The organism is Cedecea neteri (assembly GCF_000757825.1).
In the GTDB taxonomy this organism is placed as follows: Bacteria; Pseudomonadota; Gammaproteobacteria; order Enterobacterales; family Enterobacteriaceae; genus Cedecea; species Cedecea selenatireducens.
On the sequence record NZ_CP009451.1, the window covers coordinates 2,248,136 to 2,264,406 of the forward strand.

At 55.4% G+C, this 16,271-nt stretch carries 15 protein-coding genes; 6 read left to right on the forward strand and 9 right to left on the reverse strand.

What is annotated here, in order from left to right; all coding sequences use genetic code 11:
* The first annotated feature begins 22 nt into the window (after positions 1 to 22).
* Positions 23 to 886, forward strand: a complete 864-nt coding sequence (locus JT31_RS10375; protein ID WP_038476478.1) for a MurR/RpiR family transcriptional regulator — start codon at positions 23 to 25, stop codon at positions 884 to 886.
* Here JT31_RS10375 and JT31_RS10380 read toward each other — a convergent pair.
* Entirely contained in the window at positions 883 to 1,275 is a 393-nt protein-coding gene (locus tag JT31_RS10380; RefSeq protein ID WP_038476481.1) for a RidA family protein, read from the reverse strand. The two genes, JT31_RS10375 and JT31_RS10380, sit on opposite strands and share 4 nt — an antisense overlap.
* 151 nt (positions 1,276 to 1,426) lie before the next feature.
* Entirely contained in the window at positions 1,427 to 2,863 is a 1,437-nt protein-coding gene (locus tag JT31_RS10385; RefSeq protein ID WP_038483005.1) for an N-acyl-D-amino-acid deacylase family protein, read from the reverse strand.
* Between the two features lie 202 nt (positions 2,864 to 3,065).
* Between JT31_RS10385 and JT31_RS10390 the strand changes: the two genes are divergently transcribed.
* Positions 3,066 to 4,286: an amino acid deaminase gene (locus tag JT31_RS10390; RefSeq protein WP_038476485.1), complete on the forward strand. Its 1,221-nt coding sequence runs from the start codon at positions 3,066 to 3,068 to the stop codon at positions 4,284 to 4,286.
* Positions 4,287 to 4,608: 322 nt separating this feature from the next.
* Here JT31_RS10390 and JT31_RS10395 read toward each other — a convergent pair whose 3' ends face one another.
* From JT31_RS10395 to JT31_RS10405, 3 genes are read right to left on the reverse strand one after another with little or no spacing between them, the layout of a single operon-like run.
* Positions 4,609 to 5,937, reverse strand: coding sequence for a PTS sugar transporter subunit IIC (locus JT31_RS10395; RefSeq protein WP_038476489.1), 1,329 nt, complete (start codon positions 5,935 to 5,937; stop codon positions 4,609 to 4,611).
* Entirely contained in the window at positions 5,924 to 7,327 is a 1,404-nt protein-coding gene (locus JT31_RS10400; protein ID WP_038476492.1) for a glycoside hydrolase family 1 protein, read from the reverse strand. Before JT31_RS10400 ends, JT31_RS10395 begins: the two co-directional genes overlap by 14 nt.
* On the reverse strand, positions 7,324 to 7,650 hold the full coding sequence (locus tag JT31_RS10405; protein WP_038476495.1) for a PTS sugar transporter subunit IIB: 327 nt from the start codon (positions 7,648 to 7,650) through the stop codon (positions 7,324 to 7,326). The genes JT31_RS10400 and JT31_RS10405 overlap by 4 nt, the downstream gene beginning before the upstream one ends.
* A 513-nt stretch (positions 7,651 to 8,163) precedes the next feature.
* On the opposite strand from JT31_RS10405, the gene JT31_RS10410 reads away from it, so the two are divergent.
* Positions 8,164 to 9,123 carry an IS110 family transposase gene (locus JT31_RS10410; RefSeq protein WP_038472527.1) on the forward strand — a complete coding sequence of 320 codons (960 nt, stop codon included), beginning with the start codon at positions 8,164 to 8,166 and terminating at the stop codon, positions 9,121 to 9,123.
* 131 nt (positions 9,124 to 9,254) lie between these two features.
* On the opposite strand, the gene JT31_RS10415 is transcribed toward JT31_RS10410, so the two are convergent.
* A complete protein-coding gene (locus tag JT31_RS10415) occupies positions 9,255 to 9,998 on the reverse strand; it encodes an SDR family oxidoreductase (RefSeq protein ID WP_038476498.1) in 744 nt (247 codons plus the stop codon).
* A gap of 122 nt (positions 9,999 to 10,120) precedes the next feature.
* On the opposite strand from JT31_RS10415, the gene JT31_RS10420 reads away from it, so the two are divergent.
* Positions 10,121 to 10,480: a winged helix-turn-helix transcriptional regulator gene (locus tag JT31_RS10420; protein ID WP_081948179.1), complete on the forward strand. Its 360-nt coding sequence runs from the start codon at positions 10,121 to 10,123 to the stop codon at positions 10,478 to 10,480.
* Between the two features lie 14 nt (positions 10,481 to 10,494).
* Here JT31_RS10420 and JT31_RS10425 read toward each other — a convergent pair whose 3' ends face one another.
* The 3 genes from JT31_RS10425 to JT31_RS10435 all read right to left on the reverse strand — a co-directional run bounded on the left by JT31_RS10425 (position 10,495) and on the right by JT31_RS10435 (position 14,506).
* Positions 10,495 to 11,370 (reverse strand): diguanylate cyclase regulator RdcB family protein, encoded by an 876-nt coding sequence (locus tag JT31_RS10425; protein ID WP_038476501.1) that lies wholly within the window; start codon positions 11,368 to 11,370, stop codon positions 10,495 to 10,497.
* Positions 11,367 to 13,733 (reverse strand): clamp-binding protein CrfC, encoded by a 2,367-nt coding sequence (gene crfC, locus JT31_RS10430; protein ID WP_038476504.1) that lies wholly within the window; start codon positions 13,731 to 13,733, stop codon positions 11,367 to 11,369. The genes JT31_RS10425 and crfC overlap by 4 nt, the downstream gene beginning before the upstream one ends.
* 104 nt (positions 13,734 to 13,837) lie before the next feature.
* Positions 13,838 to 14,506 carry a WYL domain-containing protein gene (locus tag JT31_RS10435; protein WP_038476507.1) on the reverse strand — a complete coding sequence of 223 codons (669 nt, stop codon included), beginning with the start codon at positions 14,504 to 14,506 and terminating at the stop codon, positions 13,838 to 13,840.
* A gap of 409 nt (positions 14,507 to 14,915) precedes the next feature.
* Between JT31_RS10435 and JT31_RS10440 the strand changes: the two genes are divergently transcribed.
* Both JT31_RS10440 and yjdN read left to right on the forward strand, forming a co-directional pair.
* Positions 14,916 to 15,251: a zinc ribbon domain-containing protein YjdM gene (locus JT31_RS10440; protein ID WP_038476510.1), complete on the forward strand. Its 336-nt coding sequence runs from the start codon at positions 14,916 to 14,918 to the stop codon at positions 15,249 to 15,251.
* Between the two features lie 99 nt (positions 15,252 to 15,350).
* Positions 15,351 to 15,779, forward strand: a complete 429-nt coding sequence (gene yjdN / locus JT31_RS10445) for a VOC family metalloprotein YjdN (RefSeq protein ID WP_038476513.1) — start codon at positions 15,351 to 15,353, stop codon at positions 15,777 to 15,779.
* The last annotated feature ends 492 nt before the right edge of the window (positions 15,780 to 16,271 follow it).

Here is a 16,271-nt window from a genome sequence, read left to right on the forward strand (position 1 = left end):
GCACAAGTACCAGGGTCGCGCCATGAGCTACACCATCGATATTATCTCCTGCATCACCGACCGTTTCGTTGAGCTGACCGCCACCGAAAAGCGCATCGCGCAGTTTATTCTGGACGATGTGCAGGCCGCCGCCGCGCTGCCGATTTCGGAAATGGCGCGTCAGACGCAAACCAGCCAGGCCTCCATTACCCGCTTTGCCCGCGCCATCGGCTGCAAAGACGTGCGAGAACTCAAGGTCAAACTGGCCCAGTCGCTGGCGGTGGGCCAAAGATTTATTCTCGATGTGCCGGACCTTGAGGGCGTGCAGGGCATCTACGAAACCATCATCAACGTGCTGGATATCAATCGCCGTGCGCTAAACCCGGAATCGTTAAACAAGGCTGTGACCTGGCTGAGTAATGCGCGGCAAATCCTGGCGCTGGGCATGGGCGGCGGATCGACGATTTGTGCGCAGGAGTTGCAGTTCCGTCTGTTTCGCCTCGGCCTGCCGGTGGTGAGCCAAAGCGACGGTCTTCTGGCTAGAATGATGGCGGCGTCGGTGGCCTCTAACGATGTTGTTGTGGCCCTGTCGTTGGGAGGCTATACGCCAGAAGTAGTGGAAAGCGCGGCTATTGCGCGCCAGTACGGCGCAAAAATCGTCGCCATTACCCCGCAGGGTACGCCGCTGGCTGAACAGGCAGACATCGTACTGCCGCTGATTATTCGCGAGAACGACTACATTTTTAAGCCGAGCACCTCGCGCTACGCGATGCTGGCGATGATTGACGTGCTGGCCACCGAACTGGCGATGGCCAACAAAAGCCAGGCGAAGGACCGCCTGCGCCGCATCAAGCTGGCGCTGGACAGCCATCGCGGCGGGGCAGACAGGCAGCCGCTGGGCGATTAACCCCGATCGGCGCGGTAGCAGGTCACGTCCACTTCCACTTTGCAGTCCACCACCAGGTCAGCCACGCAGCACACGCGGGCCGGTGGGTGGTCGCCGAAGAAGTCGCGGAACACTTTATTGAAGGACTGGAAATAGCGGGCATCGGTCAGGTACACCTTCACGTGCACCACGTCGGCCAGGGTGTAACCCGCTTCCGTCATGATATCCACGCAGTTTTGAATCGCCAGCCGTGACTGGTCGATAATTCCGCCCTCAACCACTTCGCCGTCCTTCATCGGCGTCTGGCCGGACACATACAGCCATCCGGCCGCTTCGACAGCTTTAGCAAAAGGCAGCGGCTGCCCGCCGGTGCCGGTACTGCCGCCAACGCCATAACGTTTAATGCTCATCATTGCTCCTTGTGGATTAGTTTACCCTCACCCTAACCCTCTCCCTGGAAGGGAGAGGGGACGAAGGTACATATTCCCCCTCACCAGATTTTATCTCGTTTTACCCCCTCTCCTCTCTGGGGAGAGGGCCGGGGTGAGGGGAACGTTATATTCACTTCTGCCGACGCAGGAACCGCCCCGCCCGGCCAATCACTTTCTGCTCGAGTCCGTAGCTCATCACCCCGTTCACCATCACCGCTTCAATGCCGGCGGCGGGCTGTTTAGGGTTACTGAAGCTCGCCACATCCCGCACCGTCGCCGGGTCGAACAACACCAGATCGGCATAATAGCCGCGCTTCACCAGGCCACGTTCGGGCAGTTGGAACCGCGCCGCCGACATCCCCGTCATCTTATGCACCGCCTGCGTCAGCGGGAAAAGCTTTTCGTCGCGGCTGTAGTGCCCCAGCACGCGTGGGAACGCCCCCCACAGGCGAGGATGCGGCATCGGGTCGTTCGGCAGCCCGTCTGACCCTACCATCGTTGCCGGGTAGCGCAGCACGCGCCGCACGTCCTGCTCGTCCATGTTGTAATAAATCGCGCCTGCGGGCATCAGTAATTTTCCCGCTTCGTGAAGTGACATCGACCAGCCCTCGGCAATTTGCTTCAGCGACTGCCCGGCGACCTCCGGATGCGGCTCGGACCAGGTGATCACGATGTCGAACTCATCGGTGATCTGCTTCATATCCAGCGTCGAAGAGCTGGCGGAATAAGGGTAACAGTCGCAGGAAACGTCCTGCTGCTCGCGCACCTTATCGAACAGCTTCAGCGTTTCGACCGTGCGCCCCCAGTTCTTCGCCCCGGCGCATTTATGGTGCGAGACCACCACCGGCACGTTTCCGTGGCGGCCAATGCGAAACGCTTCATCCAACGCGTCGAGAATCGGCTCAAACTCAGAGCGCAAATGAGTGGTGTAAATCCCCTTCTCCGCCGCCAGTTCCTCCGCCAGCGCCATCACCTCTTCGGTGGTGGACTGGAACGCGCTGGCATAGGCAAGCCCGGTGCTTAATCCCAGCGCACCCTGCTGCAGGGCCAGCTTAAGCTGCTCGCGCATGGCGAGGATCTCTTCGTGCGTCGCCGGGCGGAACAGGTCATCCATCTGGTTATTACGCAGCGCGGTATGGCCGACAAGCGTGCCGACGTTGATAGCCGGGCGTGCCTGCTCCACGGCATGCGCATACGCCTCAACGGTGGGATAGACAAACTGATGCGCCTCGCCCAACAGGTTCATCGGGTCGGGCACCTGCGAGTTAATCGTTGCCCCCGCCGCACTGATGCCGCAGTTGCCGACGATAACCGTGGTTACGCCCTGGCTTATCTTCGGTAGATACTCAGGGAAGCGGAGCACGTTGATGTCATCGTGCGTGTGAACATCAATAAATCCCGGGGCTAACACGCGTCCGCGGCCGTCGATTTCATGCGTGGCCTCACCGGAGATATACGGCGCAATATCGGCAATACGCTCGCCCTGCACCGCCACATCAGCCAGATATTCCGCACCGCCTGAACCGTCCATCACGGTGACATTCCTGAAGAGATAATCGAACTTCATCTGCGCCTCACGCCAGTCATAATCTGCGTGCAAGTTAACCATTTACAAGCCATAAAAACAGTGAAAAACTAAACAAAACCCTTGCAAATCAATGATACTTTTATTCATTAAATTTAAGATATTTGAATAATTAATATAAATAACATCAAGTTAAAAATGATACCCAATATGAAAGATAGAATAACCCCGGAGATAATACGTTATGAAATACCAGGAGATTAACCTCGTCCCCCATAAGTCAGCCCTGATGCATTCCCCGGCCAACGTCCTCAATGAAGATGTCTGCCTGCCCGCCGCCCTGATCAAAAAATCTGCTCTGAAAAACAACATCAGGTGGATGCAAGACTATGCCAACGCGCGCGCCGTTTCGCTGGCACCGCATGGGAAAACGACCATGACGCCGTGGATCTTCCAGCAGCAGCAAAAAGCGGGGGCGTGGGCCATCGGCGTAGGCAGCGCATGGCAGGCCAGCATCGCGATGTCCGCCGGCATCGAGCGCGTGCTGATGGTGAATCAGCTGGTAGGGAAAGCGAACATGGCGCTGGTGTCGAAACTGAAGCATAAACACGCTTCGGTCGACTACATCTGCTGCGTAGACAGCGAGACGAACGCCCGCGCCCTGTCAGACTTCTTTAGCCAACAGGGCCAAACTCTTGACGTGCTGATTGAACTGGGCGTGCCCGGTGGCCGCTGCGGCTGTCGCAGCACGGAACAGGCGTTGACGCTGGCAGAACATGTGGCTGAGTTACCCGGTTTGAATTTACGCGGCCTGGAGCTGTACGAAGGCGTGCTGCACGGCGAAAATCCACAGCCAAAAATAGAATCGTTGCTGCAAGACGCGGCGGCATTAGCCTGCCAGATGGCGCGCTATGTTGACGGCGAATTTCTGTTAACCGGCGCAGGCTCGGTCTGGTATGACGTAGTGTGCAATATCTGGCTCGCCGCAGAGAAACCGGCCAACTGCCGCATTGCGATCCGCCCCGGCTGCTACATCACCCACGACGGCGGTATCTATCAGGAAGCTCAGGAGCAGCTGATCGCGCGCGATCGGATCGCCTGCGATCTTGGTGGCGATCTGGTTTCCGCGCTGGAGCTGGTGGCCATGGTGCAGTCAGTGCCGGAAAGCGACCGGGCAATCGTGAATTTTGGCAAGCGAGACAGCGCGTTTGATGCAGGCCTGCCGCAGCCGATAGCCCACTACCGCCAGGGCAAGCCGCTGGCATCGCCGTCCGAAACCCTCGAAACCACCGGAATTATGGATCAGCACGCTATGCTGAAACTCAAGCCGGGCGCGGATGTGCAGGTCGGCGATATTCTGGTGTTCAGCACCTCGCATCCGTGCCTGACGTTTGATAAGTGGAAAGCGCTGCTGCTGGTGGACGACGAGTATAACGTGCTGGATGAGTTAGAGACGGCGTTCTAGGTTGCTTTCTTCCACGATGATGCAGGGCCAGCGGAGGTTCCGTTCACTTCCAGCTCTGTTTCATATGTCACCCCCGCACTGGTGAACGTCTCGGGAGAATCACCGTCATTCCCCCGAGCCTCCGGCCGTTCCCGACGTCCGGCCCCTGGCCAGTCGGAGAGAAAACGGAGGCGATTTAAGCCGGAACCGTGCCTCGCTTCTTATTTTTACCCTCACCCTAACCCTCTCCCTGGAAGGGCGAGGGGATAAACAATGTTTCCCATAGCTTTTGTTTTCCCCCTCTCCCTCCGGGAGAGGGCCGGGGTGAGGGGCACTAGCAAATTTATTTCGCCTCAGCCAGCGCCTTAGCCTGCTCCTCTTCTTCCTTCTGCTGAAGCTCGGTTTCCAGCATCTTCTTCTCGTACGCCTTGAAGAACGGATAATAGATAGCCAGCGAGATAAAGAAGCAGATAAACACCAGCCCACAGGCAATCAGGTTCCAGTTAGTGGTGATCAGCGCCCCCAGCGGGGCCGGGAGGGTAAACGGCGGCTTCACCATCATGCGCGGGATCAGGCCGCTAATCGTGAACAGATACACCACCACGGTATTCACCATCGGCGCCAGAATAAACGGGATCGCGAGGATCGGATTCATCACGATCGGCGCGCCGAAAATCATTGGCTCATTGATGTTGAACAGCCCCGGAATAAACGACAGCTTGCCCAACTGCTTCAGGTAGATAACGCGGGAGCGAATAAACAGCACCACCAGCGCAAGCGTTGAGCCGGTGCCGCCCATCTGGGCGTACCACTGGAAGAATTGCTCGGTGAAAATATTCGGCAGCTCATAGGCGCTCACGCCGGACTGGAACAGCTCCATATTCTGCACGATTGCCTGATCCCACAGCGGGCGGATCAGCGGCCCCATCACCGCATGACCGTGGATACCCAGCACCCAGAACACGTCGATAAAGAACTGGGTGACAATCCCGCCAAACAGGTTGGTGCCGGTCATAAAGCCCTTCAGCGGCATAATGATGTAGCTGATGATGGCGTTAATATCGATGTTCAGGAAGTGGCGAGGTATCCAGAACACCAGCACCACGGCAAGCGTCGGGAACAGCGCCGAAAACGAGCTGGCGACCACCGGCGGCACGCCCGCAGGCATTTTGATTTCGATGTTGCGGACTTTGATAAAGCGGTAAATCTCAATGGCAATCAGCGAGGAGATAATCGCCCCAAACAGCCCCTGAGAGCTTAGCGACGTAATAGGAATATAGCGCCCCGCCACCGCTTCACCCGCCACGGTCACGCCCTGCTTGATATTTACCGGCACAATCATTAGCAACGTCGCCAGCATCGCCAGCAGGCCGCTGGTGATATCGTTCAGCTTGTAGCTTTTACCGAGGAACGAGCCGATGGTAAACGCGGCGTACAGCGACATCAGCCCGACGGTAAAGCGGAACGGCACGTCCAGCATATCGCGCCACGGCGCAATAAAGTCCATGTAGCCCTTAATCGGGATATTCAGCAGGATCACGAAGAAAGAGCCGACGATGGTCAGCGGCAAAATAGAGATAAGCCCGTTGCGTATCGCCTGCATATGGCGCTGGTTGCCGATAGCGTTCGCCACCGGCATCAGCTTGTCGGCTAACTTATCAAAGGTCGACATGGTCAGCCTCCTCAAACCCGTTGTTCTCGATCACGCCACAGAACCAGCGCCCGGACTTTTTCAGCGAACGCTGCTGCGTCGCTAAATCAAGCCGGTAGAAACCGTAGCGATTTTTATAGGCGTTCTGCCACGACCAGCAGTCGATAAAGGTCCACATCTGGTAGCCCAGGCACCGGCTGCCTTCCGCCATCGCTTTATGCAGCCAGGTTAAGTGCTCCCGAAGAAACTCGATGCGGTAATCGTCCTGCACTTCGCCGTCCACCATGAACTGCTCTTCGTCCATGATGCCAATGCCATTTTCCGAGACGAACCACGGCAGGTTGCCGTAGCGCTCTTTCACCAGCATGGCGATGTCGTACAGCGCGGGCGGGTAAATCTCGATGCCACGCGAGGTATTCATGCGCCGCCCCGGCATCACGTACTCTTCAAAAAAACGCTCCGGCACAAACCCGTGAGGCTCTTCAAGCAGAGTTTCACGCGCCTTAACCCGGCGTGGGCGATAGTAATTGATGCCCAGCAAATCAACGCGGGTCGCGGCAATCAGCTCACAGTCACCCGGCAATACCTTCGGCAGCACATCGTATTCTTTCAGCAGTGCCACCAGCTCGTCGGGGTAGCGCCCAAGCAGCATCGGTTCGTTAATGCTGCGCGTGTAGAACAGGTCAGCCATTTCCGCAGCCCGCAGATCTTCCGGGCTGTCGCTGCGCGGATAAACGGGGATGACGTCCATGATGATGCCAATCTGCCCGTCCAGGTTCATTTCTCGCCAGGCGGCCACCGCCTTACAGTGGGCGATAACAATGTGGTGCAGCACCTGGGCCGCACGGCGAAAATCCGTCACGTAAGGATAATGGCGTGGATGTAAATAACCTGCCTCGGCGGGGATAAGCGGCTCGTTGAAGGTAAACCAGTAACGCACGCGGTCGCCAAACAGCCGGTAGCAAATTCCCGCATAGCGAGCGAAAGCGTCCACCACCTCGCGGTTCTCAAATCCGCCCTTTGCCTGCAGCGCCATCGGCATATCAAAATGGTAGAGATTGATAAAAGGCTCTATCCCCTGGCGAATCAGCTCATCAATCACGTCGCTATAAAACTGCTCGGCCTGAGGATTAACTTCCCCGTCGCCGTCAGGGATCAGCCGGGACCAGGAAATCGACGTGCGGAATGAATTCAGGCCAATGTTTTTCGCCAGCTGAATGTCTTCCCGCCAGCGCTGGTAAAACGTAGAGGTATCGTCAGCGGTGACGCCGTTGTAAAAACGGCTGTTAAACTCGTGCGAGGCGTAATCCCAGATATTATCGCCCTTGCCATCACCCTCAACTCGTCCCTCAGACTGCGTGGCGCTGGTCGCCGTGCCCCACCAGAATTTGTCGGGAAAACGGTATTTCATACGGACCCCTGGTCAGCATTTTTCAGCAGCGAAAGCGCGTGATCCAGCACCTTATCACCCTGCATTGAGCCGTAATGCATCATGTCGATGGCCGCCACCGGAACGCCGTGAGGTGCCGCCGCCGCGCTCAGGTTTTGCAGCTGGAACTTCACCTGCGGCCCGAGCAGGACGACGTCGGCTTCATCAATAATCTGGTCGAAATCTGACACCGGAACGGCGGTAATTTCCACCGCCACATCGCGGCTGTGCGCGGACTGCTTCATTCTTTCCACTAACATGCTGGTGGACATTCCCGCAGCACAGCATAAGAAGATTTTTTTCATCGTTTTTCCCTCAGAGAATCAATGCAGTGTCCGCGGTATGCGGCCAAATATATTCTGGGTAGCGGCGAAAAAAGCCACAAGTGAGGGGTGGCACAGATTTGCTTTTAACGGCTGGTACTTTTGGCGAAATAAATGATTAAACCTTATTAAATCCATTAATAAACAGACGGATAAGAGTGTTACTTTTCTGACGATGTTCGCCTTCAGGTGTCGTTTTATTGACGGGAATGGTGCAGCGGTCACAGCCAGAAGCTCGTTTGAATATTGCGCCACACCCTCACCCCGGCCCTTATGTCTTGAACTTCCCCGCCAGTGCGGGGAAGATCCCCGACTGATCATCGGGAGGTTGCCGGTGAGCATCCCCTGGCCCTGGTGCTTCCGAGCCCGTGGGAGAGATTATGCCCCGGCAACCTTATTCCCTGTCGCCTCAAGACCGAACGGTATCCTGTGCCTCTGAGCACCCACATATAAGGATGGTCTGGCGATATTATTCATAAGGTTACGGAGAATCAGATGACCCTCACTTCTGTCGGCGTTGATATTGCTAAGCTAAAATTTGATGTCGCTGTCCTGCTGCCTGGTCAGAAATACAAAACTAAAAAGTTTGCTAACACGCCTGCGGGATGTCGTGAGTTTATTCACTGGCTGACCCGCTTTGGGGACTGTCATGTCTGTATGGAAGCGACGGGCAGCTACAGCACGGAACTCGCCACGGCATTGTCCGATGGCGGCTATCGCGTCAGCCTGGAAAACCCTGCCCGCATTCATGCCTTCAGTAACACCGAACTGACCCGAAACAAAACGGATAAAAGCGATGCCGCCCTGATAGCACGGTATTGTGCCCTGTATCAGCCAGCCCAATGGCATCCGGCTCCTCTCAGCCAGCGACAGCTGACCGCGCTGGTGCGGCATCTTAAAAATCTTGAAGAGATGCGTCAGATGGAAGAGAACAGGCTGGAGGCCGCAGATGAGGTCATCACTGGCTCGTTAAAAGAGCACATCGCCACGCTGGATGAACTGATAAAAGAAACCAAAAAGAAAATCAGACAGCACATTGATGATGACCCGGACCTGAGAAAAGACAAAGCGCTGCTGGAGAGTATCCCGGGAGTGGGAGATGTGCTGAGTACGAGTCTTCTGGCCTTCGCAGGAAACCTGAGGCGGTTCAGGAGCAGTAAGGCTCTGGTGGCTTATGCAGGGCTGAACCCACGACGTTGTGAGTCCGGGATGTGGAAGGGAAAGAGCAGGTTGTCAAAAGTGGGGAGCCGTGAGCTGCGTAGCGTGCTGTATATGCCTACGGTAGTGGCGGGAAGATGTAATGAAGTGGTGAAAGACCTGATGACCCGGATGGCGAGCAGGGGGAAGACAGGCAAAGAACGCGTGTGTGCAGGAATGAGAAAGCTGCTACAGCTGGCTTATGGGGTGGTGAAATCAGGGCGTGAATTTAACGCTGAAATACCGCTTGCCGGATAACCGACAAGACGGTATCTCTCCCAGAGGGAGAGGGGGAAAACAGGTGGCGGGGAACATGGTTTATCCCCTCTCCCTTCCAGGGAGAGGGTTAGGGTTAGGGTGAGGGAGAGGGTGAGGGTGAGGGTAAAAAGCTATAAATTCCCTACGCCGCCGTCGACCAGCAGATCGGTGCCGACCACGAAAGCCGACTCGTCAGACGCCAGGAACACGGCGGCTTTGGCCAGCTCCAGCGCGGTGCCGAGGCGGCCAATCGGCACCAGCTCGCGGATGGCTTCACGCAGCGCGTCAGCCTCAACGCCATTGCCTAATTTTCCTAATGCCGGGGTTTCCGTCGGGCCAGGGCTAAGTCCGTTGACCCGAATACCGCGAGGATGCAGCTCGCCAGACAGCGTGCGCGCCAGCGAAAGAATACCCGCCTTGCTGGCCGCGTAGGCATTGGTCTGCGGCAGGCCGATGCGGGCGCTGACGGAACCGCAAACAATCACCGAGGAAGGGTTAGCCAACAGAGGCAGCAGCGCCTGGATCAGGAAGAACGGGCCTTTAAGGTTAATGTTCATCAGCCGGTCATACGCCTGCTCATCCCAGTCCTCCAGCGAGTGATGCGTCACGTCTCCCGCGTTGAGATAAAGCACATCAAGCTGCGGCCAAAGCTGCTCTAACTCCGCGGCCACTTCGCGCTGCCCGGCAACGTCACCGGCATCGCTTTTAATCAGGTGTACATTACCCAAAACTGTTTTGGCTTCTCGTAGCCCCTGCTCGCTGCGCCCGGTGATCGCCACCGTCGCGCCTTCAGCCATAAACTGCCGCGCGGTTTCCAGGCCGATGCCGCTGGTGCCGCCGGTAATTAAGGCGTATTTGCCGTTAAGTCTGCCCATCATCGTTTCCTCGTAAATCTCTGGTGAGGGCATTATTTCCGCTATAGTATCCTTTAGATAGTAGGCACCAATAAGATACTAAAGCACCACATTGAGCGCATTGGCGTAAGCCGGGAGTTGGCATGACAAAAAATATTTCGCGGCTGCCCGAGGCCGGAAGCAGCTGTCCGATGGTGAGCTTCGTCAATCTCATTTCGGGGAAGTGGGCGATCCCTATCCTTTACCGCCTGATCGTAATTGACGAGGCGGTGCGTTTCAGCGATCTGCAGCGAGCGGTTAACCCCATCACTCAGAAAGAGTTAACGCGCCAGCTGCGCCAGTTTGAGGCTCGCGGGCTGGTCGTCAGGCAGGTGTTTGCCGAGGTTCCGCCGCGAGTGGAATACCAGATAACGGCGCTGGGAAAGTCTCTGCGGCCGACGCTGGATTCACTTGCCGAGTGGATGCGGCAAAATGCCGCTGAGATGGAACAATCTCTTCCCTGAGAACGTTCAATCACCTAACCAAAAACTTCGTCGACCAGCGCGCTACCAAGGCGCATGGCCGAGCAGATTCGCGGCATACCCAACGCCACGCCCTGCCAGCTTTGCGTGACCGAGTAGCTGACCGGCTGACGCTCGATATTGCAGCCATCGCCGAGCCAGGTCAGCGCGTCTTTGTGCTCCAGCAGGCCCGGTGAAGTCGGCGTGGCCAGCCACTCATGGAAATAGTGACGGGTGCGCGGGGAAGCATCAACCTCCTCCGCCAGGCGGCTGATGGCCAGAGCGCGCACATGCTCAATCAGCTGCTCTGCCTGCTGCGGACTGCCTAAGCGTACGGCATCGCCGAAGGTGCCCCAGCGCAGCTCTTCGAGCGCGACATAGCAACGTGCAGCAGGAGAGAAGGAAAAATAGTGCCCGCTGCGCCAGCGGGAGAAAATCTGTTCGCTGTGCACCATCCCCTGCCTGAGAAGATCGCTATGCTCCAGGTCCGCTTCTATCCGCGACAGTCGCTGAGATATTTGCTGGCGCAGGGCCAGCAGCCGCCCACGAGCCGCATCGGAGTGATGCGCCGTTCGCGCGGAAACCGGCTCGAGCTGGGCAATTCTCTCGCTTATCTGGCTGTTGGCGAGGTAGCTTTTCGCCAGGTCAGCCGACAGCAGGCCGAGCCTCACCAGCGACGCCTCCAGGTCGTCCTGCGGTGCCATAGCGGCCAGTACTGAATTCCGCCTGGCGCCCACGACAAACACTTCCACAAGCTGCTCGTAAAACTCTTTGCTTTGCTGGCTGCTCCACGGCTGGCGGGCAACATCAATGCCCATCGCAAAATCGACGACAAATTTTTCGCTAAGACTGCTGAGGGTTCTAACCGGCCCTTCCATTAATACACCGCTCATTGTTGCTCCGCTGAGAAAAGCGTCTGGATATCGTCGCGCAACAGGCGGGTATCCTCGTGAATGTAACGTGCCGTTCTGACACTTTGTTCCAGCTGGCTCTGGAGGGAAAACAGCACGGTGTCATTCTGCTGTTTAGCGGCAAGACTTTGCTGCAGATTGCTGCGAATAGCGTCCAGGGCCCGAGAGTAATCGGCGAAAAAGGTCGCCATACCGGCCGTGACCGAAACATCAACCTGCGCGGTAATAGCCTGGTTTATCTGGGCCAGGAAAGTTGCCACGTGGTCGTGCAGCTTCTGCTGAAGCTTCTCCAGGTCGATAACGTAGCGGCTGTGCGTGGCCGCATAGTCTTCCCAGCCCCAGTCCACGCTATTAAGCCAACGCGCCAGCACGCCACGCATGCCGTTTTGCGGCTGCATTTGCGACATCGGCACCTCCTGGCTTTCGATAACGTTGGTGAACGCCTGCCGGATATTAAAGTTAAGCTGGCTGGCCTGGAATGCAGGCAGGCTTATCTGGGCGCGGAACCCTGCCACCTTCAGGCCATCACTCACCCGCTGCTCGATGGGTTTTAACGCGGACTGCAGCGTATAGCCCAGGCTCGCCTCAAGGTTGCTGAGTAGCGAACCAAGTTCTCCGGTCAGCGTCTCCTGGGCGGAAAATAAAATGCCTTCGCTGGAAGCGCGGACCTTGTGCAGCAGCGTGCGGGCCGTCGCCTCATCCTCCCCCAGCAGCTTGTCGCTTCCCGGGGCAAAATCTACGCTGCGCGTTAACGCATGAGGGTAAAGCGGATGCAGCTTCTCTTCGCCTAACCTTCCTTCACGGAAATAGGCGCTCAGGTCGTTATGAATCTGAGCTTCAAAGCGCCGCACAAAGGAGCCAATACCTTCCAGCGCCTCGCTAACCTGCCGCTGAATCATCGTACTGACCAGCTGCTGCGAAGTTTGTAGCAGCTGAATATCCTGTTCCAACTGCTGGATATTCTCCTGCAGGCTGTCGTTGGTCACCTGCAGCCCCTGGCAACGGAAGCTCAGGTAGCGCTCGGCGCCCTCGGCATAGTCCAGCAGCTTATGGCACGCCGCACGTAGGGTATACAACGAAGCATTGGCGTGAGCGGCATGCAGGATAGCCTCAATCGGCGACTCAAACATGGAGTCTTCCCACAGCAGATCCGCCGCGTGCCGCAGGTGTTCAATATCGGCTAAATCCGCACTGCGCCAGCGCCTGCCCAATGCCGCTTCGGCAAAATCCTGCACCCACCGCTGCTGTTCGGGATCGGGCAGGCGGCCATGCGTTGCCAGCTCATAGCGGGCGCGGTTAGCAAGATAACCCCACATGCTCGACACCGGGAAAACGTGGTCCGGCTCAATGCTGCCTTTCATCAGCGTGCCGGCAATCATCGCTTTCACCTGGGTTTCATCGTCGCCATTGCGGTCCTTCTGGTCGAACTTATTCACCAGCGCATAAAGCGGCACGGATTTGCTGACGCCAAGCACCGCCTCGCGCACCTCTTCGTCAGAAATAGATTTGAGCTGCGTATAGTCCATCACGGCCAGCACGGCGGAGGCCTGGGCCAGCTGCTCTTTCAGCATCTTTTGCAGGTGCGGCTGCCCCGCTTCGTTTGGCCCCGGCGTGTCCAGCAACGTCAGCTGCCCGTGGCCATTTTTGAGGCCCGCAAGATGCACAAACTCCACCTCAATGACCGGCACGTGTTCAATCGCAGCGTAGGCCTTGAAGGGGAAGGCAACGTCCAGCACGCGGCATAAGCGCACCAGATCGTTCAGGCTCTTCAGGCAGTGAAAAATAGGCTGCGCGCCCAGATAGTGACGTTCAAAGCCGGTGCCGTTGGCGATACGGGCAATCAGCGCCTCCATATCCCGGTCCATTTCCAGCCTGCTGGTCAGCGTTTCCCGCTGGGTGGTCAGCAGCTTTTCCTGCAGCGTCCCCATCAGGCTTTCTATCGGCTGCACATACGGGAAATGCAGCACCGGCTCGCGCTGGCCGGGCGTGTGGCGAATCAGCGTCGGCAGCGCCGTCATCGGCCGGTTGCGGTTAGGCAATACCTCAGTGCCCACGATGGCATTGATGGTGGTCGATTTCCCTGCCTTCATGGTGCCGACAATCGCCAGCACCATTTCATGTTGGGTTATTTTACGCCTTTCGTTTTGCAGCATGTCTTTCTGCAATTCGATCCCGCGTGGGCTAAATTTTAATGGATGTACCGAGGCCACGGGGTTCGCCAAAGCGCTATTTTGTTCATGCTGTAAAGCCAGCGGAGCGACTTTTAAAGCGTTAAGATTTTGCAACGCTAATTGCAATAGCCGCTCGGCTTCCTGACTCAGTTCAAAAATGGTTTGTGTGTGCATAAAAAATCTTTCCTTAACTCAAATTATCCGGTTTTATCTCCGCCATCGTTTAGTTGTAATCATGGCAATACCGGTTTTTATAATTACGTGAGGAAAATAATTTATTAATTAACATTACACCATGCCGCGATCCTGGCTTTTAAGTCACTCTGCCAGACCTGCGGGGAAATAATGGTGAGATGCGGTATCCAATACTGCACCAGCGGAAACAATTGCTCAGGCGAAGCAATATGGCTTGCCAGAAGCAACTCTCCGTTATCAAGCTCTCTGATGGTTTTTTGAAAAGGTAATAGTTTGCGCTGTTTAAAATGTTCGGCTGCCTGCGCCGAAACTTGTAACAGCACCTCCGTTTTCACCCTTTCCCCGCCAGGATCATCCCGATCGTCAAATAATGGATAAAAAATAGCTTTACGCTGCGGACTATTTTCATATTCATACCCTACAACCAATAAATCTGGAATAGCCCGTAAGGTAATATATTGATTATGGCTCTTTATGTCGTACCACGGATAAAACGCAGCAAGCCCTACGCGTTTGGTAATGCGTAACAGGTCGTTTACGTTAAACTGTCCTTTTAAATGCGAAGAGAGACGCTTTTTCCCCTCGCCGACATCCTCCAGAATAGCACCAAGCCGGTTCAAATCACGATACGCAGTTCGCATATCTACATCAAAACGCTGGCGGATAATATCAGCGGAAAGGGTTTCCCCCTGATAAAGACTTAAGACGATTTCGGCCAGTCGATCTGCAACTTTTACTTTTGCGCCTTTCATTCTCATCGGTTCCTGCCTCTGTATCGGTACATCCATAGGCCCAACCATACCCCTGTCAAGTGACAGGAGGTGTCAGCGCAATACGCTTTTTTTTATTTTTTCAAACAGGTATAGCGCAGTGGCCCATGCTGGCAGACTTGCTTGAAGCGAAGTGAAACTAAGTTAAATTAGCCTTATTTAACGGCAATTAAAGCCTGAACTTTAAGTTAAATTTGAGGCTTATTTCTCTGAATGAAAGAATTTTTGCGATTTAAGGCTGGCGGGGAGGCCGCCGGGCACTGGCTTGCGGCAATAATCCCTGCAAATGTAGGGATTTGATGTATAATCTCAGCACTTTTTCGCGACTCAGCATGCTTTTGCTGCCAAGTCGCTATTTTTCATTACTTTATCTCACCTTGAGGATCAGATAATGCAACTCCCTCATTGCCCGCAGTGCAATTCCGAATACACCTATGAAGACAACGGCATGCTGATTTGCCCGGAGTGCGCTCATGAATGGAACCCGGCCGCCGCGAGCGAAGAAGACGCTCAATTAGTGGTAAAAGACGCCAACGGTAACCTGCTGGTCGACGGCGACAGCGTCACCGTGGTGAAAGATTTGAAGGTCAAAGGCAGCTCTTCAATGCTGAAGATCGGCACAAAAGTGAAGAATATCCGCCTGGTTGAAGGCGATCACAACATTGATTGTAAAATCGACGGTTTTGGCCCAATGAAGCTGAAATCTGAGTTTGTGAAAAAGAACTGATGACTCCCCCGGCAGGTGGCCTGGCCGCCTGCCCCGCCTGGCTTACCTTTCCCGCACAATCTACACTTCCTCTGCACTCTCCTTACAGAGGATTCGGTTATGCCTTTAGGACCCTACATTTCATTAAACGGCCGCTGCGCCGAGGCTATTGCCTTTTACCAGCAGGCGTTGGGCGCCGAACTGACGTTCAAAATCACCTTCGGTGAAATGCCCAAAGAAGCGACGAATACCGAAGGCTGCAGCGGCGCCGTTGCCTACGCAGACGACAGCATTATGCACGCCAGCCTGCGGGTGGCCGGCAACGATTTGATGATGACCGACGCCAGCATGAGCGGAGACAAACCGCAGCACAGCGGCTTTTCACTCTGCCTGGCAAGCCACGATACGGCAGAGGGTAAACGCTGGTTTGAAGGGCTTTCGGCAGGCGGCACCGTCACCATGCCGTGGAGCGAAACCTTTTGGGCAAAAGGGTATGGCTCGCTGACGGATAAGTTCGGCATTCCGTGGATGGTCAACGTCGAAAGATAAAGCCTGTGTTCTATTATTCATTCAGGGCCCATTCTGCCGGGCCCTTTATTTTTCCTGGTGATTAAAAAACTAAGGAAATCAAAGCGACGGGTATATTCATTTTTTTGATGTTATTTAATTATTCCTTTTTACAAAATTTATTCCAGACAAAAATGAATAAACCTGCGAGGGTAATGATCAAAGAGGAGATAAATTAAAACCACGGCACGGCATTCATTATTTCAGCGATAAGACAATAATAAAAAGGCAAAACGTGATTAGGATATAGAATATATTTAATGCTTGCGCACAGCATTTTTCCCTCGCCACATACCCACATTATCAATATGCCTTTATCCCTCTCTCTGTCAGTTTTTTCGGTAAAACGAGCCAACTGTCTGATTCCACGATAAACCCGCCACTTCCCCGGCCTCAGACTTCAACTCTTCATCGTACAGAAACCAATCATTAACAAAACCGTCACTTTTCCCCGGCACCATGAGGCAACTTTTG